Origin of the sequence: Streptomyces sp. MZ04, assembly GCF_004684775.1 — a bacterium.
GTDB lineage: Bacteria > Actinomycetota > Actinomycetes > Streptomycetales > Streptomycetaceae > Streptomyces.
In genome coordinates, this window is record NZ_SRIC01000014.1 from 1 (window position 1) to 24507 (window position 24507).

At 71.2% G+C, this 24507-nt stretch carries 22 protein-coding genes; 8 read left to right on the forward strand and 14 right to left on the reverse strand.

Going from position 1 to position 24507, the window contains the following annotated elements; all coding sequences use genetic code 11:
• A partial coding sequence (locus tag E2651_RS05375; RefSeq protein ID WP_167828701.1) for a SpoIIE family protein phosphatase occupies positions 1-1373 on the forward strand: 1373 nt, incomplete at its 5' end.
• On the opposite strand, the gene E2651_RS05380 is transcribed toward E2651_RS05375, so the two are convergent.
• Positions 1363-1668, reverse strand: coding sequence for a hypothetical protein (locus tag E2651_RS05380; protein ID WP_245238585.1), 306 nt, complete (start codon positions 1666-1668; stop codon positions 1363-1365). The two genes, E2651_RS05375 and E2651_RS05380, sit on opposite strands and share 11 nt — an antisense overlap.
• Positions 1669-1862: 194 nt before the next feature.
• Positions 1863-3284, reverse strand: a complete 1422-nt coding sequence (locus E2651_RS05385) for an FAD-dependent monooxygenase (protein WP_135329825.1) — start codon at positions 3282-3284, stop codon at positions 1863-1865.
• Positions 3285-3766: 482 nt separating this feature from the next.
• Between E2651_RS05385 and E2651_RS05390 the strand changes: the two genes are divergently transcribed.
• Genes E2651_RS05390 through E2651_RS05400 form a run of 3 tightly spaced genes read left to right on the forward strand, consistent with a single transcriptional unit; the run spans position 3767 to position 7417 of the window.
• Positions 3767-5179, forward strand: a complete 1413-nt coding sequence (locus E2651_RS05390) for a family 2B encapsulin nanocompartment shell protein (RefSeq protein ID WP_135329826.1) — start codon at positions 3767-3769, stop codon at positions 5177-5179.
• A gap of 35 nt (positions 5180-5214) precedes the next feature.
• Positions 5215-6492 carry a family 2 encapsulin nanocompartment cargo protein terpene cyclase gene (locus tag E2651_RS05395; RefSeq protein WP_135329827.1) on the forward strand — a complete coding sequence of 426 codons (1278 nt, stop codon included), beginning with the start codon at positions 5215-5217 and terminating at the stop codon, positions 6490-6492.
• A gap of 31 nt (positions 6493-6523) precedes the next feature.
• Positions 6524-7417 carry a geranyl diphosphate 2-C-methyltransferase gene (locus tag E2651_RS05400; RefSeq protein WP_135329828.1) on the forward strand — a complete coding sequence of 298 codons (894 nt, stop codon included), beginning with the start codon at positions 6524-6526 and terminating at the stop codon, positions 7415-7417.
• Between the two features lie 665 nt (positions 7418-8082).
• Here the strand turns inward: E2651_RS05400 and E2651_RS05410 are convergent.
• The 3 genes from E2651_RS05410 to E2651_RS05420 form a co-directional block, all read right to left on the reverse strand.
• Positions 8083-8961, reverse strand: a complete 879-nt coding sequence (locus E2651_RS05410) for a hypothetical protein (RefSeq protein WP_135329829.1) — start codon at positions 8959-8961, stop codon at positions 8083-8085.
• A 158-nt stretch (positions 8962-9119) separates the two neighbouring features.
• Positions 9120-10565, reverse strand: coding sequence for an argininosuccinate synthase (gene argG / locus E2651_RS05415; protein ID WP_135329830.1), 1446 nt, complete (start codon positions 10563-10565; stop codon positions 9120-9122).
• A 103-nt stretch (positions 10566-10668) separates the two neighbouring features.
• Complete coding sequence (locus E2651_RS05420) at positions 10669-11625, reverse strand: EamA family transporter (protein WP_135329831.1); 957 nt, start codon at positions 11623-11625, stop codon at positions 10669-10671.
• Between the two features lie 69 nt (positions 11626-11694).
• On the opposite strand from E2651_RS05420, the gene E2651_RS05425 reads away from it, so the two are divergent.
• The gene (locus tag E2651_RS05425; RefSeq protein ID WP_135329832.1) at positions 11695-12558 is read left to right on the forward strand and encodes a LysR family transcriptional regulator; all 864 of its coding nucleotides are present in this window, start codon (positions 11695-11697) and stop codon (positions 12556-12558) included.
• On the opposite strand, the gene E2651_RS05430 is transcribed toward E2651_RS05425, so the two are convergent.
• The 6 genes from E2651_RS05430 to E2651_RS05460 form a co-directional block, all read right to left on the reverse strand.
• Positions 12536-12928 carry a GNAT family N-acetyltransferase gene (locus E2651_RS05430; RefSeq protein ID WP_135329833.1) on the reverse strand — a complete coding sequence of 131 codons (393 nt, stop codon included), beginning with the start codon at positions 12926-12928 and terminating at the stop codon, positions 12536-12538. The two genes, E2651_RS05425 and E2651_RS05430, sit on opposite strands and share 23 nt — an antisense overlap.
• A gap of 320 nt (positions 12929-13248) precedes the next feature.
• The gene (locus E2651_RS05440; protein WP_135329834.1) at positions 13249-13959 is read right to left on the reverse strand and encodes a C39 family peptidase; all 711 of its coding nucleotides are present in this window, start codon (positions 13957-13959) and stop codon (positions 13249-13251) included.
• Between the two features lie 119 nt (positions 13960-14078).
• On the reverse strand, positions 14079-14759 hold the full coding sequence (locus E2651_RS05445) for a peptidoglycan-binding domain-containing protein (RefSeq protein ID WP_135329835.1): 681 nt from the start codon (positions 14757-14759) through the stop codon (positions 14079-14081).
• Between the two features lie 198 nt (positions 14760-14957).
• Positions 14958-15947 (reverse strand): helix-turn-helix domain-containing protein, encoded by a 990-nt coding sequence (locus E2651_RS05450; RefSeq protein WP_135329836.1) that lies wholly within the window; start codon positions 15945-15947, stop codon positions 14958-14960.
• Between the two features lie 6 nt (positions 15948-15953).
• Positions 15954-16901: a DUF5829 family protein gene (locus E2651_RS05455; RefSeq protein WP_245238586.1), complete on the reverse strand. Its 948-nt coding sequence runs from the start codon at positions 16899-16901 to the stop codon at positions 15954-15956.
• A 75-nt stretch (positions 16902-16976) separates the two neighbouring features.
• Complete coding sequence (locus tag E2651_RS05460) at positions 16977-18974, reverse strand: BTAD domain-containing putative transcriptional regulator (protein ID WP_135329879.1); 1998 nt, start codon at positions 18972-18974, stop codon at positions 16977-16979.
• A gap of 171 nt (positions 18975-19145) precedes the next feature.
• Between E2651_RS05460 and E2651_RS05465 the strand changes: the two genes are divergently transcribed.
• Positions 19146-20024 (forward strand): alpha/beta hydrolase, encoded by an 879-nt coding sequence (locus E2651_RS05465; RefSeq protein ID WP_135329837.1) that lies wholly within the window; start codon positions 19146-19148, stop codon positions 20022-20024.
• A gap of 27 nt (positions 20025-20051) precedes the next feature.
• Here the strand turns inward: E2651_RS05465 and E2651_RS05470 are convergent, their stop codons facing one another.
• Entirely contained in the window at positions 20052-20414 is a 363-nt protein-coding gene (locus E2651_RS05470; protein WP_135329838.1) for a DUF952 domain-containing protein, read from the reverse strand.
• A gap of 67 nt (positions 20415-20481) precedes the next feature.
• Entirely contained in the window at positions 20482-21318 is an 837-nt protein-coding gene (locus E2651_RS05475; protein ID WP_135329839.1) for a LysR family transcriptional regulator, read from the reverse strand.
• Between the two features lie 160 nt (positions 21319-21478).
• Here E2651_RS05475 and E2651_RS05480 point away from each other — a divergent pair, with 160 nt between their 5' ends.
• Entirely contained in the window at positions 21479-22369 is an 891-nt protein-coding gene (locus E2651_RS05480) for an NAD(P)H-binding protein (RefSeq protein WP_135329840.1), read from the forward strand.
• A 32-nt stretch (positions 22370-22401) separates the two neighbouring features.
• Positions 22402-23190, forward strand: a complete 789-nt coding sequence (locus E2651_RS05485) for a phosphodiesterase (protein WP_135329841.1) — start codon at positions 22402-22404, stop codon at positions 23188-23190.
• Between the two features lie 120 nt (positions 23191-23310).
• Here E2651_RS05485 and E2651_RS05490 read toward each other — a convergent pair whose 3' ends face one another.
• Positions 23311-24486 (reverse strand): ABC transporter substrate-binding protein, encoded by a 1176-nt coding sequence (locus E2651_RS05490; RefSeq protein ID WP_135329842.1) that lies wholly within the window; start codon positions 24484-24486, stop codon positions 23311-23313.
• Between the last annotated feature and the right edge of the window lie 21 nt (positions 24487-24507).

The window sequence follows — 24507 nt, forward strand, 5'->3', positions numbered from 1 at the left end:
TTCATGAGCGTCTCGTGGGCTCGGAGATGTGTATAAGAGCCAGCTCCTCGGGCGGGCTCGTGCTCGACGAGACGACCCTGGTCGTGCCGCTGCGGGCCGGGAACAGCACGCTGGGACTCGTCACGTTCCTGCGCGGCGGCGGCTCGGCCACCTTCGACAGCGGCGAAGTGGCACTGGCCGACGAGTTGGTCGCCCGTACGGCCGTGTCCATCGACAACGCCCGCCGCTTCACCCGTGAGCGCACCGCATCCCTGGCCCTCCAGCGCCAGTTGCTGCCGCAGCACGTGCCGGAGCAGTCGGCGGTCGACCTGGCCTACCGCTATCTGCCCACGGACGACGTGACAGGGGTCGGCGGCGACTGGTTCGACGTCATCCCGCTGTCCGGCACCCGGGTCGGACTCGTCGTCGGAGACGTGGTCGGCCACGGTCTGCAGGCCGCCGCCACCATGGGACGGCTGCGTACGACCGTACGCGCGTTCGCCCAGATGGACTTGGATCCCGTCGAGCTGCTTTCACGGCTCGACGATCTGGTGGCGCAGTCGGCGGAGGAGCAGCGGGCCGAGCTGGGGACACCCGACGGTACGTACGCCGATGTGACCACCGGGGCGACCTGCCTCTACGCGGTCTACGACCCGGTGTCGCGGCGCTGTGTCATGGCCAGGGCCGGGCATCTGCCGCCGGCGGTCGTCGACCCGGACGGCCGGGTGTCCTTCCCGGAACTGCCGGCAGGACCGCCGCTGGGCCTCGGCGGCCTGCCGTTCGAGTCGATGGAGATCGAGCTGCCGGTGGGCAGCCTGCTCGCACTCTTCACCGACGGCCTGGTCGAGGCCCGCGACCGCGACATCGATCACGGACTCGACACCCTGGGCCTGGTACTCAGCGACCGGCACGCGTCACTCGAGGAACTGTGCGACCGGGCCGTGGCGGAACTCCTGCCGGACGGCTCGACGGCCGACGACACCGCCCTGCTGCTCGTCCGCACCCGCGAACTCGACACGTCGCAGGTCATCGAATGGGAGCTGTCCGCGGAACCGGTCGCCGCGGGCCGCGCCCGGGACCTGGCCACCCAGCAGCTGCACGACTGGGGCCTCGAGGAGCTGTCGTTCGCGACCGAGCTCGTCGTCAGCGAGCTGGTGACGAACGCGGTCAGGTACGCCGAGGGACCGATCCAAGTACGCCTCATCCGTGACCGCACCCTCCTGTGCGAGGTCGCGGACAGGGGCCACACCTCACCGCACCTGCGCCACAGCGGCGATGAGGACGAGGGCGGGCGCGGCCTGTTCATCGTCGCGCAGCTCGTCCAGAGGTGGGGAACGCGCTACACCCCCTCCGGCAAGACCATCTGGACCGAACAGGCCTTCCCTACTCGCTGATCCTCACTCGCTCGTCCTCCGCTCGCAGTGCGGCGATCAGCCATTCGAACGCCGGTATGTGCGAGAGGACCGGCGGACGCCCATTGAGCACGGCGAGCAGCTGCCAGTACCGCTCCACCCAGGCGTCGACCTGCTCGGCGGTCGGGTCGGTGGGCAGGTGTTTCGGTACGGTGCGCATCGCTTGGGCGATGTGGGCGCCGGGCGCGTCGGGTTCGACACCGTGGAAGGTCTCGCTGACAAAGTCGTCGATGATCCGCTGCCGCTCGTCGGCGGACATCCGGGCCAGCTCGTGCATGAGTCTCATCTCCTTCGTCGTACTGCCATGCCGAGCGACCCGATCCAGCACCGCGCGCCGTACCTGCAGGGTGCGGATCTCCGCACCGGATGGTGCGCACGGAAAGCCCGGTGCGCCGGGCCAGTTCGCCGATGGTCAGCATCTGGGTGTCGTCGCTCACGAGGTCAACTCTCATCCCTCCAGCGGATGGAGAGTCAAGCGCCCGCTCCAGGTGGTTCATCCGAGCCACCCATCGGCACCCTGGTGCTCGCGGGGCGCGTGATGACCCGGCGTACCACCTTGGCGAGCATGGCCGGACGGAACAGGAGCGAGGGTGGGGCCGTCATGTTCAGCACGCGTACGAACCGTGCCCACACGCCCGGGTCGTGCACGGCGAGCGCGAAGACATGCCGGTTGTACCAGTGCGCGAAGCGTGCGGCCGGCGGTTGTCCGGCGGGTGCCCACATGAGGTCCGAGCTGGTGGCCATGGTCCAGGGGACCTGGATGACACGGGCCGCGGCGCGCTGGTAGGCGCGGCTGAGGCCGTCGAGTCCGGACGCCTCGGCCCGGCGGCGGCGCAGCAGGCGGCCGAGCAGCTCCGCTTCGAGCGCGGCGACCGTGAGGCCTTGTCCGTACACCGGGTTGAAGACGCAGAGCGCGTCGCCGACCGCGATCAGACGCTCGGGCCAGCGGGTGTTCTTGTGGTGCAGGCGCCACTCGTTGCCGGGGTTGGTGTAGCGGTGGATCTCTCCTTGCCGGGTGCCGCGCTTGATCTGTTCGGCGAGGCGGGGGTTGCCGAGGCTGTGGGCAAAGTCGAGGTAGCCCTCGTCGTCGGTGGGCGGCACGTGCTGGTCGACGCCGAGCAGGGAGCACATCCAGCGATGGTGCTCCACGGCCAGGACCACTCCGCCGCGCGGAACGCCGGGTGCGAAGGCCATCTGGTACGCGATGTCGAAGTCCTGCGGGTCGTGCGCGGGGCGTTCGTAGAGCGCGGAGGTGTAGGTGAACTTCGCTTTGATGACGGTCTTGGCGGACACCGGGAGCCGCGCGTCGGTGAGCCACCGGTCGAGGGACGTGGAGCGGCCCGAGGCGTCAACGACGAGGTCCGCGGTGACTTCCGTGGACTCGTCGGCGCCGTCGGTGCGGTATCGGACCCGGTCCAGGCGGCCGGGGGCGACGCCCGTCACCGTCTCGCAGCGGGTCGCCGGGAGCAGTCGCACCGACGGGAGGGCCAACACCCTTTGCCGTAGGCGCCGTTCGAGCTCGTCGCGGGTAAAGCTCTGGATGGGTACGCCGACCGGGTCGGTGGGCGCATAGCCGGTCGGCAGCAGGAAGCTGATCCGCTCGCCGTAGTCGAGGACGGGCGCGCCCAGTTCCGCGAGCTCGGCCCGCAGCCCCGGGAAGAGGTCCTCCAGTACGTCGCCGCCCCGGGCGAGCAGTGCGTGCGCGTGGAAGCCCTGCGGGACATGGGGGTGCACGCCCGTGTCCGGCCGCACCGGGTCGCGCTCCAGGACGAGCACCTCGGTGAAGTGATCGGCCAGGACCCGCGCGGTCACGAGCCCGGCGTACCCGCCACCGACGACGACGGCCCGCCCCCAACGAGTGCCGGGGGACGAGCTGTTCTGGTTGTTGGCCATGGCTGGTCCTGTCCTTAGGGAGCCGCAGCAGTGCCTACCGCAGTTTGGTCCCGGTCGTGGTCCTGTCCAGAGGGGGTCTGTCGCGTTTCCGACGCCTTGACGCCTTATCGGCCGCGGCGCACGGGGGACGGTGGCGGCGGCGTGCGGGCGCCCCAATCGCCCCGATCGCCCACGACGGCCTGGATGTACGGCACTTCAGCGGCTCGCCACTCGTCGGTCGCGCATCGCGCAAGCAACCGGCGGTTCGTCAAAACCCGCCGCCGATCGGGGCTGAAACCCGCCGGTACCTGCGCAAACATCGCGCGGGCTCGATCATCGTATCGAGTTAATATCGGCGACTTTCCATGGCCCGAGCGGCCGGGCGGCCGTTAGTGTTCCCCTGGATCTGGCCGGATTCCCGTTCGTATACCCCCTTTTCGCTCCTATCGCCCGATGACGTCCGCATACGTACGCCACCGCCCTGACCAAGGAGAGCTAGCCCGATGACTGTTGACTCGAGCCCGGAAGCGCAAGTGGAGCTGCCGCGGCAATCCAGCCTCGGCACGGCTGCTGCCCGCAACCTCGCCACCACCACCAAGTCCGCCCCGCAGATGCAGGAGATCACCTCCCGCTGGCTGCTGCGGATGCTCCCCTGGGTGGAGACCAAGGGCGGGGCCTACCGGGTCAACCGTCGCCTGACCTACACCGTCGGCGACGGCAGCGTGGAGTTCGTCCAGGACGGCTCCGACGTGCGGGTGATCCCCCGCGAACTCGGTGAACTGGCCCTGCTGCGCGGCTTCGACGACGTGGAGGTGCTCACCGCCATCGCCGACCGGTGCGTCCAGCGCGACTTCCGGATCGGCGAGACGCTGGTCGAGCGCGGGACTCCCGCGGATCAGCTGCATCTGATCGCCCACGGCCGCGTCAGCCAGACCACCGTCGGCAGGTACGGCGACGAGGTCGCCCTGGACGTACTCGCCGATGGCGACCGGTTCGGCGAGAACGCCCTGCTTGACGAGGACGCCCTGTGGGACCAGACGGCAACGGCCGAGACCTCGGGCACCCTGCTCACCCTGTCTCGCGCCGACTTCGCGGCCGTCCTGGCCACGGCGCCGGGACTCCGGGACCACCTCGAAGAGTTCACAGCGCTTTCCCGACGTCGGCAGAACCATCGCGGCGAGGCGGAGATCGCGATGTCGGCCGGCCACACCGGCGAGCATGAACTGCCCGGCGCGTTCGCCGACTACGAACTGAAACCGCGCGAGTACGAACTCTCGGTCGCCCAGACCATTCTGCGGATCCACACGAGGGTCGCCGACCTCTACAACGGCCCGATGAACCAGACCGAGGAGCAACTCAGGCTCACGGTCGAGGCGTTGCGCGAGCGCCAGGAGCACGAGCTCATCAACAACCGGGAGTTCGGGCTCCTCCACAACGCCGCCTTCAAGCAGCGCATCCAGACGCACTCCGGACCGCCGACGCCGGACGACCTGGACGAGCTGCTCTGCCGCCGTCGCGGGTCGAAGTTCTTCCTCGCGCACCCCAAGACGATCGCGGCGATCGGGCGTGAGTTCAACGCGCGCGGGCTCTATCCGGACCATGTCGACCTCGGCGGCCAGCAGGTACCGGCCTGGCGCGGGGTCCCGATCCTGCCCTGCAACAAGATCCCCATCACCGACGAGAAGACCAGCTCGATCCTCTGCATGCGTACCGGCGAGGAGAACCAGGGCGTCATCGGGCTGCATCAGACCGGTCTGCCGGACGAGTACGAACCGGGCCTGTCGGTCCGCTTCATGGGCGTCGACGAGAAGGCCATCACGTCCTACCTCGTCAGCACCTACTACTCCGCCGCCATCCTGGTGCCGGACGCGGTCGGTGTGCTCGAGAACGTGCAGATCGCCCACTGGCCCAGGTAGTGGACCCGCTCGCCCACCCCACCGAGGAGCCATGGATGCCCGCGCCTGAGCCGACACCTCCGCGGTCGAGCCTGCCGGAGGCCGCTTCCCACTTCGGGGCGCACGTACTCGCCGACGCCGCGGCCCGCGCCCACGACATCACGGCCGCCACCGGAGGCCCGCCCTCCGTATCGTCCTTGCCCACCCCGGCAGCTGCGGCTCCCGCACCGAACCCCGACCTGTCACGGATCCTGCGTGGCCCCAGCGGCCTGGGCACGGCGGGCCTGCGGCTGATCCTGCGGGAGGAGCCGCCGCTGCCTTCGGAGCCGCCGACGGCGCTGGCCGCTCCGGCGGAAGGCACGCCGATCCCGGGGCTCTACTTCCACCCGGTGCCCGAGCCCGACCCGGTGCGGGTCGAGGAGGTCAGCCGCAGGATCAAGTCCTGGGCGCTGGACGAGGTTTCGCTGTATCCCGATGACTGGGAGGACCAGTTCGACGGCTTCTCCGTGGGCCGCTACATGGTCGCCTGTCATCCGGACGCGCCCACCGTCGACCACCTGATGATCGCCACACGCCTGATGGTGGCCGAGAACGCGGTGGACGACTGCTACTGCGAGGACCACGGGGGCTCGCCCGTCGGCCTCGGCGAACGTCTGCTCCTTGCGCACACCGCCCTGGATCCCGTGTACACGACGCGGGAGTACCAGCCGCAATGGGCGAAGTCGCTCCACGCGGACGCGCCTCGGCGCGCCTACAGCTCCGCCATGGAGTACTTCGTCCAGACGGGCAGCCCCGCGCAGGCCGACCGGTTCCGGCACGACATGGCACGGCTGCACCTGGGCTACCTCGCCGAAGCCGCCTGGGCCCAGCTGGAACACGTACCCGAGGTGTGGGAGTACCTGGCGATGCGCCAGTTCAACAACTTCCGCCCCTGCCCGACCATCACCGACACCGTCGGCGGCTACGAACTGCCGGCGGACCTGCACGCCCAGCCGGCCATGCAGAAGGTCATCGCCCTCGCGGGGAACGCGACGACCATCGTGAACGACCTGTACTCGTACACCAAGGAACTCGACGCTCCGGGCGTGCACTTGAACCTGCCGGTCGTGATCGCCGAACGCGAGGGACTCTCCGAGCGGGACGCCTATCTGAAGTCGGTCGAGGTCCACAACGACCTCATGCACGACTTCGAGACCGAAGCCGCGGCCCTGGCCGCCGCCTGCCCCGTCCCCACCGTGCAGCGCTTCCTGCGGGGCGTCGCCTCCTGGGTCGACGGCAACCACTACTGGCACCAGACCAACACGTACCGCTACAGCCTGCCCGACTTCTGGTAAGAGAAGTTCCGGTAAGAGAATGGATTCATCTGTGACCAGCACCGAACTCACCGCGCCCGCCCCCACCACCGGCACCTCCCTGCGCATTCCCGGCCCCACGACGCCCTACCAGGGGGACATCGCCCGCTACTGGGACGGGGAGGCCAGGCCCGTGAACCTGCGTCTCGGCGATGTCGACGGTCTGTACCACCACCACTACGGCATCGGTGACGTCGACCATGCCGCGCTCGGCGACGCCGAGGACAGCGAGAGCGAGAAGAAGCTGATCGCCGAGCTCCACCGACTGGAGTCGGCGCAGGCCGAGTTCCTCCTGGGGCACCTCGGTGACATCGGGCCCGGCGACACCCTGATGGACGCCGGCTGCGGCCGCGGCGGCTCGATGGTGATGGCGCACCAGCGCTTCGGCTGCAAGGTCGAAGGGGTCACGCTGTCGGCCAAGCAGGCCGACTTCGCCAACAAGCGTGCGCGTGAGCTCCGCCTCCAGGACCATGTCCGCGCCCGCGTGTGCAACATGCTCGCCACACCCTTCGAGACCGGGCAGGCCGCGGCCTCGTGGAACAACGAGTCGAGCATGTACGTCGACCTGCACGACCTCTTCGCCGAACACTCCCGCGTCCTCCAGGTCGGCGGTCGCTATGTGACCATCACCGGCTGCTGGAACCCGCGGTACGGCCAGCCGTCGAAGTGGGTCTCGCAGATCAACGCGCACTTCGAGTGCAACATCCACTCGCGCCGCGAGTACCTGCGCGCCATGGCCGACAACCGTCTCGTCCCGCAGGCCGTCGTCGACCTCACCCCCGACACCCTGCCGTACTGGGAACTGCGGGCAACGTCCTCGCTGGTCACGGGAATTGAGGACGCCTTCATCAACTCCTACAGGGACGGGTCCTTCCAGTACCTGCTCATCGCGGCCGACCGTGTCTGACCTCGTCTTCTGACCTCGCCTGAGGGGCAGGGCCCGTTCCCGACGGAACGGGCCCTGTTCGCCGCCGCCGCAGGGATGGTGGAAGGCGGTGAGGGATCCGGTCCAATTGCCTTCGGGGTGGTCCATCTCGCAGCCGCAGCCGTAGTGCAGCCAGGCTGCGCATACGGCCGTCGCCGTTCTCCGCAGGGCCCACGCTCACGGTGTCCTCCGGGTGGTAGACACCGACGACGTCACGGTCGCGGTCGTGCGCCGTGTCACGCCAACCGGTCGGGTACGCCCACCAGTTGTCGCGGTACGAACCCTCGAGGCCATCGCAGTACGCGGCCGAGGTGTCGGCGTGGTGGTCGCAGTCGCGGAACGCGCCCAGCGGCACCCGGTCGCCGTTGAAGTCCTCGGCGAGGACCTGCCAGAACGGCCCGCAGTCACCTCGGGGAAGGCCGGTGCCGGAGGTGGCGGCGCAGGCGTCGGCCGACGTGGTGCTCCCCCGGCACTCGGGATGGACAACAGGGCGGCGAGAAGAACGGTGCCGATCGCCGCGAGGACGACCGGCCTTCCTCGTCTCGCCGCCGCGTGTGATCCCATCGCGATGCCCTTCCTGGGAAGGGGTCATCCTCGCCGAGCGCGCGACGCCCCGCCATACCCGTGCGTCGCCGTGGAAGAACTCCTCACTGGCCGGCCCAGCGCCGCAGTGTGGCCTTGGCGGCGGCGGAGTCCTTCGTCGGAAGCGACTCGATGCGGGCCCGGTGGTTGGTGTCCGGGGCTACGTAGAGGTGTGCGTCGCGGCTGCCCCGCCCGAGCCGGAAGCGCTCTGCGGTCGCCACGTCGTTCTCGCCGTAGACGAAGAGGAGTTGGCTCCCGTCGTGCCGTACCCATCGGTCGATGTCGGCCATCGTGTGCGGCTGGAAGCGCAGCGGGATGTCGCGGGGCACATAGGTCCGTACGTCCTGCACGCCGGGGTGGCGGAGCAGATCGGTCAAGTGGGGGGTGCTGTACTGCGGATAGCCGAGCTGGGTGCCCAGTTGGTAGAAGTACGCGTCAGGGGCTTGAGCGTGGCGTCCGTGAAGTTCGCGAGGCCGGATGTCCAGCTTCGACCAGTCGACGGGGTTCGGCCCGGACTCGTCGAAGTACCGCTGCTCGGTGACGATTTCGTTGCCGTCGACGAGTTGGGTGGGCTCGGAGCGGAAGTCGGGGTTCGAGACGAGGCCGTAGCCGGAGGTGTACAGGACCGTGGGCCGGTGGGTCGACTTGTGCAGCAGCCTCAGCCGCTGCTCGAACGTGCCGCGCTCGGGGTGCCGGTGGTCCACGGGCTGCCGGTAGGCCGGCTCGAAGTCGCGCCGACCGGGCGCCGCGGGCTTCTCGGCGGTGACCCGCATGCCGGGTAGGGACTCGATGCGGGCGCGGATGTCCCGCTCCGGCGCCTGCTCCACGCCGGCTGCCGCTGCCGGGGTCACGGCTCCCGGTAACGGCCCGGCGGCCAGCGGGACGGTCAGCAGGCCGAGGACGGGGAGTGCCATGCGCAGGCGGGTGCGGTGAACGTCTCTCATACGGCAAGTCAAGCCGTCGGGGTGGGCCCGCGGGCCCCCTGGCCGGGTGAGCGGCCTCCCCCGTGCGGGGGGGACTACGAGCGGCGCGGCCCGGGGATGAGAAAGGGCCGACCCGGCGCCGGGTCGGCCCTTCTGGTGGTTCCTCTCGGCGGGGCCGGTCAGTCCGTGCCGGACTCCATCGCGGCGCGGTCCAGCATCGCGTCGTCCTCGGAGACCTCGCCGCGCGATGCGATGGCCTCGGCGCCGCCCTCCGGCATGCTGCCGATCAGGCCGGTCGCGGCCGCCTGCGCGGCGCCGATGGCGGGGCTGCCGGTGCCGATCAGGCCGAGGCCCGCGTACTGCTCCAGCTTGGCGCGCGAGTCGGCGATATCGAGGTTGCGCATGGTGAGCTGGCCGATCCGGTCCACCGGGCCGAACGCGGAGTCCTCGGTGCGCTCCATGGACAGCTTGTCCGGGTGGTAGCTGAACGCCGGGCCCGTGGTGTCGAGGATCGAGTAGTCCTCGCCGCGCCGCAGCCGCAGCGTCACCTCGCCGGTGACGGCCGTGCCGACCCAGCGCTGGATCGACTCGCGCACCATCAGCGCCTGCGGGTCCAGCCAGCGACCCTCGTACATGAGACGGCCGAGGCGGCGGCCCTCGTTGTGGTACTGGGCGAGGGTGTCCTCGTTGTGGATCGCGTTGACCAGGCGCTCGTACGCGGCGTGCAGCAGGGCCATGCCGGGCGCCTCGTAGATGCCCCGGCTCTTGGCCTCGATGATCCGGTTCTCGATCTGGTCGGACATGCCCATGCCGTGGCGGCCGCCGATGGCGTTGGCCTCCATCACCAGGTCGACGGCGGAGGCGAACTCCTTGCCGTTGATCGACACCGGGCGGCCCTGGTCGAAGCCGATCGTCACGTCCTCGGTGGCGATCTCGACCGACGGGTCCCAGAACCGCACGCCCATGATCGGCTCGACGGTCTCGACACCGGTGTTGAGGTGCTCCAGGATCTTCGCCTCGTGGGTGGCGCCCCAGATGTTGGCGTCGGTGGAGTACGCCTTCTCCGTGCTGTCGCGGTAGGGCAGGTCGTGCGCGACGAGCCACTCCGACATTTCCTTGCGGCCGCCGAGCTCGGTCACGAAGTCCGCGTCCAGCCAGGGCTTGTAGATCCGCAGGTGCGGGTTGGCGAGCAGGCCGTAGCGGTAGAACCGCTCGATGTCGTTGCCCTTGAAGGTGGAGCCGTCGCCCCAGATCTGGACGTTGTCCTCGAGCATCGCCCGGACCAGGAGGGTGCCGGTGACGGCGCGGCCCAGCGGCGTGGTGTTGAAGTAGGCACGCCCGCCCGAGCGGATGTGGAACGCCCCGCAGGTGAGCGCGGCAAGGCCCTCCTCGACCAGCGCGGCACGGCAGTCGACCAGGCGCGCGATCTCGGCACCGTAGCTCTTCGCGCGGCCGGGCACCGAGGCGATGTCGGGCTCGTCGTACTGGCCGATGTCGGCGGTGTAGGTGCACGGGACGGCGCCCTTGTCGCGCATCCACGCGACCGCGACGGAGGTGTCGAGGCCGCCCGAGAAGGCGATGCCGACGCGCTCGCCGGCGGGAAGGGAGGTGAGGACCTTAGACATAGGAAGAGTATGCATCATCGCGCATGGTCATGCAAAGCCGGATGGCCGCCCGGCGGGAATCGCCGGGCGGCCGGCACACCCCGGTTCCGCTGAAGCCCTCCGCTCAGGATCCCGCACGCACCGCGCCCGCGCTCGCCGCGACCACCATCGCGATCGCGACGCACTGCGGCAGCGAAAGACCCTGACCGAGGACCAGATAGCCCGCCAGCGCCGCGACCGCAGGCGCCAGGCTCGTCAGGACCGCGAACGTCGCCGCGGGCAGCCGGCGCAGGGCGAGCAGCTCCAGGGTGTAGGGCACCCCCGAGCTCATCACGGCGATCGCAAGGCCCAGTGCGAGCACCCCCGGTTCGAGGAGCGCCCCGCCCGAGGACCCGATGCCCAGCGGCAGGCTGACCAGCGCGGCGACGGCCATCGCGATCGCCAGACCGTCGAGCCGCGGGAAGCGGGCCCCCGCGCGGGCGTTGAGCAGGATGTACGCCGCCCACATCGCCCCGGCGGCCAGCGCGAAGGCCACACCCGCGGCATTGAGCTCGCCGAAGCCGCCGCGGCCGAGGAGGTAGACCCCGGCGAGCGCGAGCCCGGCCCACAGCAGGCTGGCGGCGCGGCGCGTGGCGACGACCGAGAGGAGCAGTGGGCCCAGCACTTCGAGGGTGACCGCCGCCCCCAGCGGGATGCGGTCGATGGCCTGGTAGAAGAGGAGGTTCATGCCGCCGAGCGCCAGGCCGAAGCCGCTCACCACCGCCCAGTCGGCGCGCGAGTGGCCGCGCAGCCGGGGCCGGGTGATGACCAGGAGCAGCAACGCGGCGAACGTCACCCGCAGCGCGACCGTGCCAAGCGCACCGGCCCGAGGGAAGAGGAGAGCGGCGAAAGCCGACCCGAACTGGACGGACAGCGTCCCGGCGAGGACGAGGCCGACGCCGGTGACCGAGCCGCGCCCCGCGGCGCGACGCGGGGGGCCGGATGCCCGGATGGCGCTCCGCGCCGAGGAGGACCGAACCGAGGACCGAACCGAGGACCGAACCGAGGACCGCACCGAGGAGGACCGCACCGTAGATGTCATGCCCTTGACGCTAGGCAGCCGCCGCGCCCGCGTGAAATGCCGATGCGACCACGGTTATGCTCCCGAGGCATGACCATCGAGCTGCGGCATCTGCGCGCCTTCATCGCCATCGCCGATGAAGGCAACGTCACCCGCGCCGCCGCCCGTCTCTACGTGGGCCAGCCGGCACTCTCCCGCACCCTGCGCCAGCTCGAGGAGCACCTGGGCGCCCGCCTCGTCGACCGCTCCACCCACCACCTCGAACTGACCCCCGAGGGCCGTACGTTCCGCGACAAGGCGCTCGCCGCACTCGCCGCCGTGGAGACCGCCATCGATCCCACGGGACTGAAGAGCAGGCCGCTGCGCCTGGGGCACACCTGGGCGGCGCTCGGCGACCACACCGTTCCGCTGCTGCGCCGCTGGGACGAGACCCGCCCGGGCACTCCGCTCGAGCTGCTCCGCATCGACGACCGCACGGCGGGCCTCACGCAGGGCAAGGTCGACGCGGCGCTGCTGCGCGGCTCGGTCACCGCGGCCGGGATCCGTACGGAACTCCTTCTGTCGGAGGAGCGGGTGGTGGTCATGGCTGCGGACAGCCCCCTTGCCGCGCTCCCCCGGGTCACCCTGGCGGACCTCACGGCCCTTCCGATCGCCCTCAACACCGTGTCCGGCACCACGACACCGGACCTCTGGCCGCCGGACGCCGGCCCCGCCGCGACCATCGAGGTGACCAACACCGACGAGTGGATCATCGCCATCGCGGCGGGCCGCGCCGTAGGCATCTCCACCTCGGCCACGCCGAGCAACCACGCGCACCCTTCGCTGGTCTACCGCCCGCTCGCGGACGCGCCGGCCGTTCCCGTCCTCCTCGCCTGGCGCGAGGGTCCGGGACACCCGGCCGTCCCGGACCTCCTGGCACTGACACACGAGGTCATCGCGGCGGGAAACGTCTGAGCCCGGGGACTGAGGGCGCCATGTGCGGGCACCGCACCCCGCTGGGCGGGAAGGCGGTATCCAACTCGTCCTCTATGGCGGCGAAGAAGCGCCGCCCTTCGGACGACTGCCGTGACGTGGACCAGGAGTAGTCCGCGCAGCCGGCCAGGGCCGTGTGCAGGGCGTGGCGGCCGAGGCCCTGGCCCTGCCAGTGGGTGGCGACGGCGATGTTGCCGATGTAGCCGAGCCGGCACGGATGACAGACCTGGTAGTCGAGGCGGCCCACCGACCGGTCATCGAGATCCACCATCGTGACGGCCCGGCAGCCCGCGGGCAGTGCCTCCACGACGCGCTCGAAGCGGGCGGCGGACGCCCTGGCCGGGCGGCTCACACGGTCCTCGCCGCTCTCTCGGTTCTCGCCGCTCTCGCGGTCCTCGCCGCTCTCTCAGTTCTCGCCGCTCTCTCAGTTCTCGCGGCTCTCTCGGTTCTCACGTGACGTCTCGTCGGCCGCAGCCTGTCACTCAAGATGCCTCCCGCGCACAACCCGGGCCCGCGAATCCGCGTCTCACCCCGAATGCGGGTACTGCGCCGTCGCAGAACATTGCCCGCACCCTAGCGACACTTCTACAGCCGCGTAAAACCTGCTGGCTGTCGCCCCGCGCGTGCCGGGCCGCCCTGTGCCGACGGGGGAAGCACCGGGCGGCCCGGCGGTCAGGCAGCGTAACCCTTCGGCGGGATCAGGCTGGCGAGCTGATCGAAGGAGAGCCAGTAGATCTGGTTGCCGCCGAAGGAGGCGGGGTCGGCGATGAGGACGGTGCGGTTCGCGTCGTCGTAGCCGATGACCGTGAAGTAGTGGTAGATCGTCTGGTCCGACGGGTAGCCGGGCGGCTGGTTGCCGGGCGGGGCGACGATGTTGGCCACCAGGGGGTAGTTGTTGTCGATGTCCAGGACGATGTCGTTCCACAGCAGGTCCTTCTGGGCCTGCGTGGGCGGGTCGTTCGGCATCTCCTTGGTCTCGTACCAGCCGGTGCCGAGGTTGGCGTTGAGTACACCCGTCACCTGGCTGATGTGGTCGGTGCCGGCCTCGGTGGTGCCGAGCTGGGCGGCCAGTTCGCCCTGGCTCGGCGGGGCGACGCGCGCGGAGAGCGCTATGCGGGTGGCGGCGGGGCCGCACCAGTAGCCGGTCTCCTGGACCTGGTAGTCGACCGGCAGGGTGTGGGCGCTCGCGGTGTCGACGCCGCCGACACTCATGCGGGTCCCCGGCTCGTTGTGACCGCTGAGGACCGCTGTCCCGGCCCCGGAGCCGTGCTCGAGGACCGACACGGCGTGCGGATGTGCGGGTTCCGCCTGCGCCGCGGCGGGGCTGACGAGGGCTCCGACCGCGGCCACGGCTATCGCTGAGGCGACAAGTCTCTTGCGCATACGGGCTCCTGGGGTGAGGGGTGGAGGGGCGGACGCCCACGGATCACGGGGTCGCTCACGGATCACGGGATCGCTCACGGATCACGGGATCGCTCACGGATCACGGGGTCGCCCACGGATCACGGGATCGGCGGGACCGAGGGGCCTTCCTGGGCGAGCAGGTCTCGGGCGAACTGCTCCCACTGCGCGTACCGGTCGGGGAAGGCCGAGACCTGTACGGCCTGGCAGACGTCTCCGGGAGGCATCGTCTGCCAGCCGTCGATCTGGATCAGTCCCGGATTGCTGCCGAAAGGCGCCACTCCGTAGAAGGACTTGGACGAGGTGGGGACGTCGGTGATCTGCTCGGGAGTGCCCCAGCCGGTGCTGGGGCGCTGTTGGAAGATCCCCAGGGAGTCGTGGTCGACCGGCGTGATGTAGTTGACGAACTTCGACTCCTGCATGGCCGTCATCAACGCGATGACCTGGCCCTGTTCGGGAATCCCCGCCCCCTTCCCGACACCGATGACGGTGCGCGCGTTGGCGAGTTCCTCCGGGCCGAGGTCGGCCGCGGTCCGGAAGGTCCGCAGCAGTTCGGCATCGGATGCGCGGTGCAGGGCTCTGGCGGTCGCGCCGTCGACCACACCGGTGCGGGGCAGCCCGTGCCGCTCCTGGAACGACTTCAGGCCGTGGCCGGAGGAATCCGCCGCGGCGGCGCGCGGCACGGAGGCCTGGGCCGAGCCGGGCAGGGCGAACAGGGTGCCTACGAGGGCGAGTTGGGCGGCCGCGGCCGCGGTTCGGGTGAGGGTGCGGGGAGTACGCAACGCCACTCCTTCATCGGATCGTCGATGCGTCCCCCCGCCCGTGCGCGGGCACCCTCGCGGCCCGCGCCGCCTCGGCGGCACTTCAACACCCCGCGCGGGGCGCGCTGTTGGGACACCACGCGGTGGGGGACGCGTGTTCAACAACCCGGCAAGAGTCCTGGCATGCCCACGCCATCCGCAAGGAATGAAAGCTCAGGCTTACGCCCCGCCGCGCTCGCAACTGCGCACCAGCGCACGCCCTTCCGCGGTCGCCACATGGAACGACCGCCCGGCGCTGCGCACCGTGGTCACCAGACCCGCCCCGCGCAGCACCTTCATGTGCTGGCTTATGGCGGGGTGGGTGACCGACAGGAGACGGGCGAGCTCGACCGTGGACGATCCGGTGCGGACCGCCTTGAGGACGGCGGCGCGTGTGTGCCCGATGAGCGACCCGAGCGCGTCGTCGCCCCCACGGCCGGGCGGCGCGGGGCGGGTCCAGTCCATCGCGTGGTCGATGGGGTACACGAGGACGGGCGGCAGTTCGTCGTCGGCGAGCGTGACGGGCGTGGGCCAGCAGAAGAACGAGGGCTGGAGGGTGAGGCCACGGCCGTCCAGGCGCAGCTGATGGTCCACGGGGTAGTCGGCCTCCAACACCGGTGGGTTCCAGCGCAGTTGGGGCCCGAGACCGGCCAGCAGTCCGTCGGTGCCGCCGTCGAGGAGACTGTGCAGACGCATGATGCGGTCGGCGTCGATATGGGCGTGGATGCGCGGCCAGAAGGGCGCGAGCGCCTCCAGATGGTACGTGTGGAGGGCCTCCCCCAGTCTCCGCAGGGCCTCCCTGTCGCCGCCCGCCAACGACTCCGTCCAGCCCGGAAGCCGACGCGACGCGGCCACCCGCGTCAGATCGGTGCGCAGCCGCGGCCGGGGTGTGCGCACCAAGGTGTCCACCGCGGCCTGGAGGGTGTCGCGGGCGCCGTGGGTGGGGGTGAGGAAGTCCGGCGAGTCGCCGTACGGCGGCAGCAGGGGCGGCAGCAGCCGACAGCTCTCCGAGAGACGTGGTCCCGCCCACCGCCGCCACGCGCCGAACACCCTTGAGCCGTCGCGTCGTTGGAGGGTTTGTACGCTGTTGCTGATCTCCCACAGGTAGTCGGGACCCGAGGCGACCCGCACCCGCGCCAGGTCCTCGGACGTGAAGTACACCCGCAGCATGGCCCGCTACTTCGGCGCGTCGAAATTCCACACGGCGCCGAGCCCCGGTCCGACGACCAGGGTCGACCGGCCGATCCGCTCCTTGTGCCGGTTCCCCGCGGGCTCGTTGAGCGCGAACGTGACCTGCTTCAGCCCCGCCCGATCGCGCGGCGCCGCGTCGAGGCGGATCGTGACGCCGCCCCGCGTCGCGACGGCGCCGTCGCCCGCATCGCGGACGGCGAACCCGCCCGCCCGCAGCATCGGCACCGTGTTGGCCACGTCGCGTGCGGAGGCGGCGAGGCGGACCGAGGTCACGTCACGCATCTCATGGTCGCGGTAGTCGTCGGGCAGATAGCGCTCGCGGCCCACGTCACCGGGGTAGTCGGGCGGTTCGGTCTTGCTGCGCGGGTCGGCGAAGTACTCCGGCCGGTACTCCATCCCCCAGGCCCCGAAGGAGTCGTACTGATCTGTGGTGAACACGGCGTCGAACCACGGCACCGGGACGCCGTCGCCGAAGTCACGCGTCTGCCGGTATTCGATGGGCTCGGTCACCCCCAGCGCCCGCAGCCGTTCCATGACCGTCGCCCGGTCGCCCGCCCGCTCGGTCGAAACGCCCATCCCCGCGGAGCCGAAGGTGCCGTCCTGGCCGGGCAGATCGCCGACGCCGAACAGTTCGAGGTAGGTCTCGCGGCCCATCAGATAGCGCCCGGTCCAGGTCTGCCCGCCGGAGCCGGTGGTGGTGCGGACCTGGAAGTTGGCGAACTCCCGCAAGTAGGCGGAGTGTTCGATGGCGTCCGCGGTCTCCCGGTCGAGCACTCCGTAGGCGTGGTTGTAGAAGAGCAACTGCCGCCCCTGGGACGGCTTTCCCTCCTCGGCCCGCGCCGTGCTCGTGCCGCCTCCGACCGTCCCGACGAGGCCGGCGGCGAGGGCCACGGCGACGACCATGACGGTCCGCAACATCCGGTGTAGGAGCATGCGGGCGATCGTAGGGCGGACGCGGTCGTGGGCGCCGTCGATTCGAAAGAGGCGTCGCAAAAAAGCCGCAAGCCGCTAAGGGCGCACGAGGGCCGAGGACAGCGCGTCCAGGTGCCGCGATACCGGGCCGCAGCTGATCAATCCGCTTCCTGCGCCCGCCAGTTCGGCGGACGCCGGCTCCAGCTGCGTGTGGGCGCGACGCATCAGCGCACGGTCGTCGACGAGCACGGCGGCCCGTGCCAGAAGGCACCACAGCTCCTCGAACAGCAGGTCGCGCGGCGGTGGGGCGATGTCCCGGAGTGCGGCACGGGCGCCCGCCCCATCGCCGCGGGACGCGAGCAGCAGGGGGCGCACCCAGGGTTCGTAGGGCCCCCAGTCGAGCTCCGGGTCCATCGCGCCGATCCGGGACGTCGCGTCGTGGCGGACGTAGAGACTCAGCCGGGCCAGCGGCAGCAGGCCGTGCCGCAGCCCCGGCATCCCCGCGCCGACCAGGGTCGCGGCGGCCGCTTCGTACGCGGACTCCGCCGCCCGCAGCGGCTGCGTCAGGGACGTGCGCAGCGCCCGGTACCACGTCGTGAAGACGGCGACGAGGGGCAGTTCGTGCCGCTCGGCGAGCCGGTCCGCCGCCTGCGCGTGCCGGTCGGCTCCGGCGAAGTCGGCGAGCGCGGAGCGTGCTTGGAGGCGGATGAGGTGGCCGAGCACCTCGTAGGTGACGAGGCTGTTCTGTTCGGCCAGGGACACCACCTCGGCGCCGATCGCGTCGCGCCGTGCGGCGAGGCCCGCCCGCTGGAACGTCTGCATGAACACGCCGTTCAGTGCGAAGGCAAGCAGGGACGCGTCGCCGAGGTCCCGCGCGATCCGCTCCGCCTGCCGTGCGGCCTGCAGAGCACGGGCGTGTGTGCCCGATGCGCCCTGCTCGCCGGGGAGCGTGCCGCGGGTCTCGACGGCGATCGTGGCGAGCAGCCGTCCGCGTACCGCCTCGTGCCGTTCGGCAGGCAGCAGCCGCAAGGTGCGTTCGGCGGCGCCGACCAGCCACGCGGCCTGTTCGGGGTCGTCCGAGCGCGTCCAGATCGCCGGTACGTCGTAGATGCCGATGACGCGCGCCGTCAGCTCCGGGTCGCCCAGTTGCTCCGCGGCCGCCACGGCCGCCACCCGGTGGCGCCGGGCGGCCTCGAGGCCGCCGCCTCCGGTCACCGCCAGGTCCCGCATCAGGCCGGCCGTGGACTCCAGGCGCGTCCGGGCCCGCGAGGGCACCGCGTTCTCGTACGCCGCTGCCGCGAGGGCCCAGACCTGGGCCGCCGTCCCGCCGGGGCCCGGGTCCAGATGGTCCTCCTGGCGCAGCATGTCCGCTTCGAGGCGGCGCAGCCGCGGGCCGGGGTCCACCCCGAGGTGTTCGCCGAGCAGCCGCCGTGCGCGGCGGACCACGGACAGCGCGTCGGCCTGGCGTCCCGACCGGTACAGGGCCGTCGCGAGCAGGTGCCAGGCGTCCTCGCGCCACGGGTGGTCGGCGACATGGGCGTCGAGGTCCGGCACGGCCTCGGCGGCCGCGCCAAGCGCGATCTTGCCCTCGGCGCGGCGCTCGACGGCGTACAGGCGCAGCTCGGTGAGACGGGAGCGTTCCGCGCGGGCCCACGGCTCGTCCGCGAAGTCGGCGTAGGCGGGACCGCGCCAGGTCGCGAGGGCGTCGGTGAGCCTCGCCACGAGCTGCGCGGGCGGGAGGTCGGCGGCGGACTCGACGTCCTTCTCGAACCGCCAGGCGTCGACGTCCTCGGGAGCGGCCCGCAGCGCGTATCCGGGCCCCTCGGTGACGAGCAGGCGGGCCGGGGCCCTGGGCGGGCGGTCCGGCTCGATCGAGCGGCGCAGACCGGCGACGAACGTCCTGATCGTGCCGACCGCGTCCGCCGGGGGCTCCTCCCACAGGTCTTCCACCAGGCGGGCGACCGGGACGACGCGCCGCCGGGCCACGATCAGCCGGGCGAGGACCGCCCGGTGCCTGAGCCCCTTGAGCGGGACGGCGGCGCCGGCCTCGTCCCAGGCAGCGACGGGGCCGAGCACCCCGAAGTCCACGTGCACGTCGCCGCCCGTCCTTCCGTACCGCCGCTCATCGCCCCGCCCGCCGGCCTCAACGTACAGCGCGTTCATCGGCTGCTCATCGAGGCCCCGCAGCCTTGACTCATCGCGTGACCGGGCCACATCCGGGAACGCCGACCGGCGAGATCCCTCCGCATCGAAATGAGCGCAGCCATGGAACCCACCATCGACGGATTCGACCGCCACCGCGTGCCGGTGGCCGACGGCGTCACCCTCACCGCGGCCGTCGGCGGCTCGGGACCGCCGGTCGTCCTGCTGCACGGCTTCCCCCAGACGCACCTGATGTGGCGCCATGTCGCCGCCGACCTCGCCGCCGACCACACCGTCGTCTGCCCCGATCTGCGCGGCTACGGCGACAGCGACAAGCCCGTGGAGGAGGGCCCCGACACGTACTCCAAGCGGACCATGGCCCGCGACATCGTCGCCCTGGCCAAGAGCCTCGGGCACGACCGCTTCGCCCTGGCCGGTCACGACCGGGGAGCGCTGGTGGCCTTCCGTGCCGGTCTCGACCATCCGGACGCGATCACCCATCTCGCCTGCCTCGACGTGCTGCCGACGCTCGACATGTGGGAGGCCCTGCACGGCACGACGGCGGCCGTCGGCTTTCACCTGTACCTCATGGCCCAGCCGCCCGGCCTGCCGGAGAAGATGATCGCCGCCAGCGCCGACGAGTTCTTCGGCCATTTCCTCGACGTGTGGGCCGATGACCCCGAGGCCGTCCCGGGCGAGATCCGCGCCGCGTATCTGCGGGCCTGCCGCGACGCCGTGCCCTCCATCGTCGCGGACTACCGCGCTTCCGCGGGCGTCGATGTCGACCACGACCGGGCCGACCGCGCGGCGGGCAACCGCCTGACCATGCCCGTGACGGTCCTCCAGCAGGACTGGGGCGCGGCACTCGGCTTCGAGGCGGCCGCGCTGTGGGGAGCGTGGGCGGCCGATCTGCGCCACTCCACCGTCTCGTGCGGCCACTTCATGGCGGAGGAAGCCCCCGCCGACATCACCAAAGCCCTGCGGGATCTGCTGGCCCGGTGACGTCCGGCGCCCTCCTGGCCACGCGGGTCAGGCCCCCTGCCGCAACCCGCTCGCCAAGCCCTCCTCGTCCCACTCGACCTCCAGGATCCGCTCGACGGCGTCGCGGTTGACGGGCCCGAACACGTGGGGAAACAGGGTGCCTTCGGCGACGCCGGGTGGTGGGGCGGGGGCCGCCGCCTCGCGCTCCACCCGGGCGGTGAGGCGGTCTTCGTCGAGGCACAGCACCAGCAGCGGCCTCGGCGCGTTCCGGTAGAAGGCGTTGACGACGGCGAGAGTTGTCGCGTCGTCAGGGGAGCAGTGGACGAACCCTTCCTCCGCGAGCGATGCGGGGGCGTACGGGCGGTCGGGAAGGGCGCTCCAGTCGCTGAGCGGCACGGCGTGGTAGATCATGCGCCGGTTATACCGCAGCGGTCATGACAGAGCCCGTCCCTGCGCAGGCCCGCCCGCGAAACCGCCCTCACCCCTGCCCCGCCTCCGCCACGGACATGGCGGCGCGGACGAGTGCCGCCACGTCCGTCGAGCGGGACTGCTGCGGCCAGGCGATGGCGAGGACCGCGGGCGGTGCGTCCGTGACCGGACGGTAGACGACACCGGGGCGTGGGTAGCGGTCGGCCACCGAGACGGGGAACAAGGGGGTGACGTCGCCGAGGCCAACGAGCGTGAGGAGTTGGGCGAGGTCGTGGCCCCGGCCGCGGGTCTCGTCGATGAAGCGGTGCACATCGCCGGGGCGCAGGCCGAGATCGGCGAGTGCCACGTGGTCCTTGCCGGCGAGCGGGTGCGTGGCGGCGAGTGCCACGACACGCGGTTCGGCGACCAGTGCCTCGCTGTCCAGGCCGGTGCGGTCGAAGGGCTCGTGCACCAGGGCCGCATCGGCTTCCCCCTGGCGCAGGAGCCGCGGCTGTTCGTGCCAGGCGCAGAGCCGGACGGCGACGGGCGCGGCCGCGGGATCGGACGACGCGTGACGCGTCAGGATCGGCTCCAGGAGTCCCGCGTCCCCGTCGGCCTTGACGGCCAGGACCAGCTTCGGCTCCGGAGAGGCCGCGCGCTGCGCCCGGCGCCCCGCGGCCCGCAAGGCGTCCAGGGCGATCCTCGCCTCGGTGAGCAGCACCGTTCCGGCCGGGGTCAGCGTCACGCTGTGGGTGGTCCGCTCGAAGAGGGTGACGCCGAGGTCCGTCTCCAGGCGGCGGATCGCGCGGGACAGGGGTGGCGGGGAGATGCCGAGGCGTTCGGCGGCGCGGGCGAAGTTGAGCTCCTCGGCGACGGCGACGAAGTAGCTCAGCGGGCGGGACTCCACGCTCTCCCCCTCCGGTCGGTATTGCCCTGAGGGTAACAAGCGGGAGCGGATCGGTCCTTCAGTTCGGGCGCGTGACGCAGCAGGCTCGACGACATCCGGCGAAGCCTCCTCCATCACCACCTGCCACCTCCAACTCAACGTATCCCTATGGGAGTTGTTCATGATCGTCATCACCACCCCGACCGGCCGGATCGGCCGACAGGTCCTCGACCGTCTCCTCGACTCCCCCGACGGCACCCCGCGGATCCGGGTGATCGCCCGCGACCCGGCCCGGCTCTCCGCGCGGGTGCGCGAGCGCGTCGACGTCGTACGGGGATCGCATGCCGACCCTGCCGTCCTGAAGGAGGCGTGCGCGGGCGCCGACCGCCTGTTCTGGCTGGTGCCTCCGACGCCTCACGCAGACAGCGTCGAGGGCCACTTCCGCGACTTCACCGAGCCGCTGCGCGAGGTGATCGGGCGCCAGGGTGTCGCGCGGGTCGTCGGCGTCTCGACCCTGGGCCGCGGCGTGGCGAAGAACGCCGGGCAGATCTCGGCGTCGCTCGCCGCGGACGAGGCGATAGCGGCCATGGGCGCGCACTACCGGGCGCTGTGCCCGCCGTTCCTGATGGAGAACCTGCTGGGCCAGGCCGAGTCGATCCGCGCGACGGGAACGCTCCGCATGGCGCCGGCGCGGGACCGCGTCCTGCGCACCTGCGCCACGCGCGACATCGCCGCCGCGGCGGCCCGGCTGCTGCTCGACACCTCCTGGACCGGGCAGGCCGACGTCCCCCTGGTCGGACCCGACGACCTGTCCCCCGAGGCCATGGCGCAGGTCCTCTCCGAGGTCATCGGCCGTCCGGTGAACACGCAACAGACCACCAGCGCGGACTACAAGGCGACGATGGTGCGCTTCGGGGCGAGCGAGGCCTGGGCACAGGGACTGGCCGACATGACGGATTCCCTGAACGACCAGGGCTACTACGGCGCCACCTCACCCAGCACCCCCGAAACCGCGCCCACCACCTTCCGTCAATGGTGCGAGGACGTACTCAAGCCGGCGATCACCGATTGACCTCACCCGCAACGGCGTTGGAACGTTCAAGGATGACGACGACGACAGCCATCGCGCATCTCAGTGATCCGCACCTCACGACCGGCCCCCTGGCGGGTGATCCCGCCAGGGGCCTGAGCCGGGCGCTCGGCCGGGTCCTCGCGCTCGACCCCCGGCCGGACTGCGTGGTGATCACCGGCGATCTGGTGGATCAGGGCAGTCCGGAGGAGTACCGGACCCTGCACGAGCTGATCCGCCGGTTTCCGCTCCCCCTGCACCTGGTGGCGGGCAATCACGACGAACCCAAGGCGCTCCTGGACGAGTTCACCGGAACGCGGTTCGTCGGTGAGGGCGGCAAGGCCAACTACACAGTGGATTTCCCCGAGTTCACGCTCGTCGTCCTGAACTCGAAGGTGCCCCGCTCAGGAGGCGGACGCCTCGGGGCCGCGCAACTCGACTGGCTCGACGGCGTCCTGGCCCGCCGTCAGTCGACTCCGGCCATCGTCTGCCTGCACCATCCGCCGATCGCGATCGGCATCCCGTTCCTCGACGGGATGCGTCTCGACGACGGCGAGGAGCTGGGCCGGGTGCTCGCCCGGCACGGCAACGTGGCCCGCGTGCTGGCCGGGCACGTGCACCGCCCCATCGTCGCCCCCTTCGCGGGCAGCACCCTGGCCATCGCCCCCAGCACCCACCTCCAGAGCGGCCTCGCGCTGCGCGACGGCATCCCCAACTACCTCCCGGAACCGACCTCCTTCATGCTCCACCTCCTCGTCGGCCCCTCCTGGATCACACACACGGTGCCCGTCAGCCACGCCGCGGCACCGATCGGGGGCTATTAGCCATCGCGTACGTCCTGGACATCTCATACGTCCTGGACATCGCGTACGTCTCCGGCCATCGCGTACGTCGATGGCGGTGAGGGCGAGAGCGAGCGGCCTTCGCCGGTATGTCGGTGGTGGTCATGACCTCAGCTCCGCCTTCGCCTCGGTGATGAAGTCCTCGGCGGCCTCGCGGGGTGTCATCTGCTCGAACGACACCTGGTCGTAGTCGCGCTGGAAGGTGGTCTGCAGGGAGTTGTCGCCGGTGGGCGGGGCCTTCGGCAGGGCTTTGAGGGTGCCGTCGAGGGAGTCCTGGTAGTCGGCGACGGTCTTGTCGAAGTCCTTCAGCTCGGGGCCGATGTCCTCGCGGATCGGCTCGTTTACGGGGATGCCGCGGGAGGCGCCCAGGATCGCCGCCGCCTGCTCGTCATTGATCATGAAGTCGATGAACTGGGCGGCCTCCTTGGGATGTTCGGTGCTGTCGGCGGCGCCCATGAACATCGAGGGTTTGAAGTACTGGCCTGGGGTGCCGCCCGTGCCCGACGGCATCGGGGCGAGTGTCAGGCCTTCGCCGACGATCGGCGTGTAGCCGCTGGCGGGCGCGTCCCAGTTGAAGTCGGAGATCGCGTTGCCGCGGGCCAGCGGCTGATTCTCCACCGAGCCGTCGAGCTGGGTGGTCTGCTCGGCGGACGACACCGCGCCCGCGCGGCGCAGCTCGTCGGTGAAGGTCCACCAGCGCGTCAGATCGGCGGCCGTGAAGCCGAGCCCGCGGTCCTTGGTGTAGAGCGACTTGCCCCGGCCGCGCAGCCAGACCTCGAAGCAGTCCTCGCTCTGGCCGGGGTCCACGGAGCCCGGCTTCCCGGTCTTCTTCGCCAACTCCCGCATGACGTACGCCCATTCACCCCAGGTCCAACCCTTGCGCGGGAGCGGCACGCCCGCCGCCTTCCACTGCTCGGAGTCGTACACGACGGTCTCGGTGCCGCGGCCCTGCGGGATCGCGTACTGGTCGATCTGCCGGTAGTCGAGCTGCATCACGTCGGGGGCGTCGCCGCCCGCCGCCTGGGTGGCGAGCTTCTGCTTGTACGCCTCATATCCGGCGAAGGACGTCTGCACCTCGACTCCGGGGTGTTCCTTCTCGAACAGCGCGACGGCTTCCTGGGTGCGGGCCGCCCGGTCGGGGTTGCCCCACCAGGTGTAGCGCAGCACGGCCCGGCCACCGCCGCTCGATTCGTCCGAGCCGCCGCAGCCGGTGAGCAGCGCACTGAGCGTGAGCACCGCGACCGTCACGCAGGACCACTTCGTCCCGTTTTCCGGCATGCCGATGACGCCTCCCCTCTC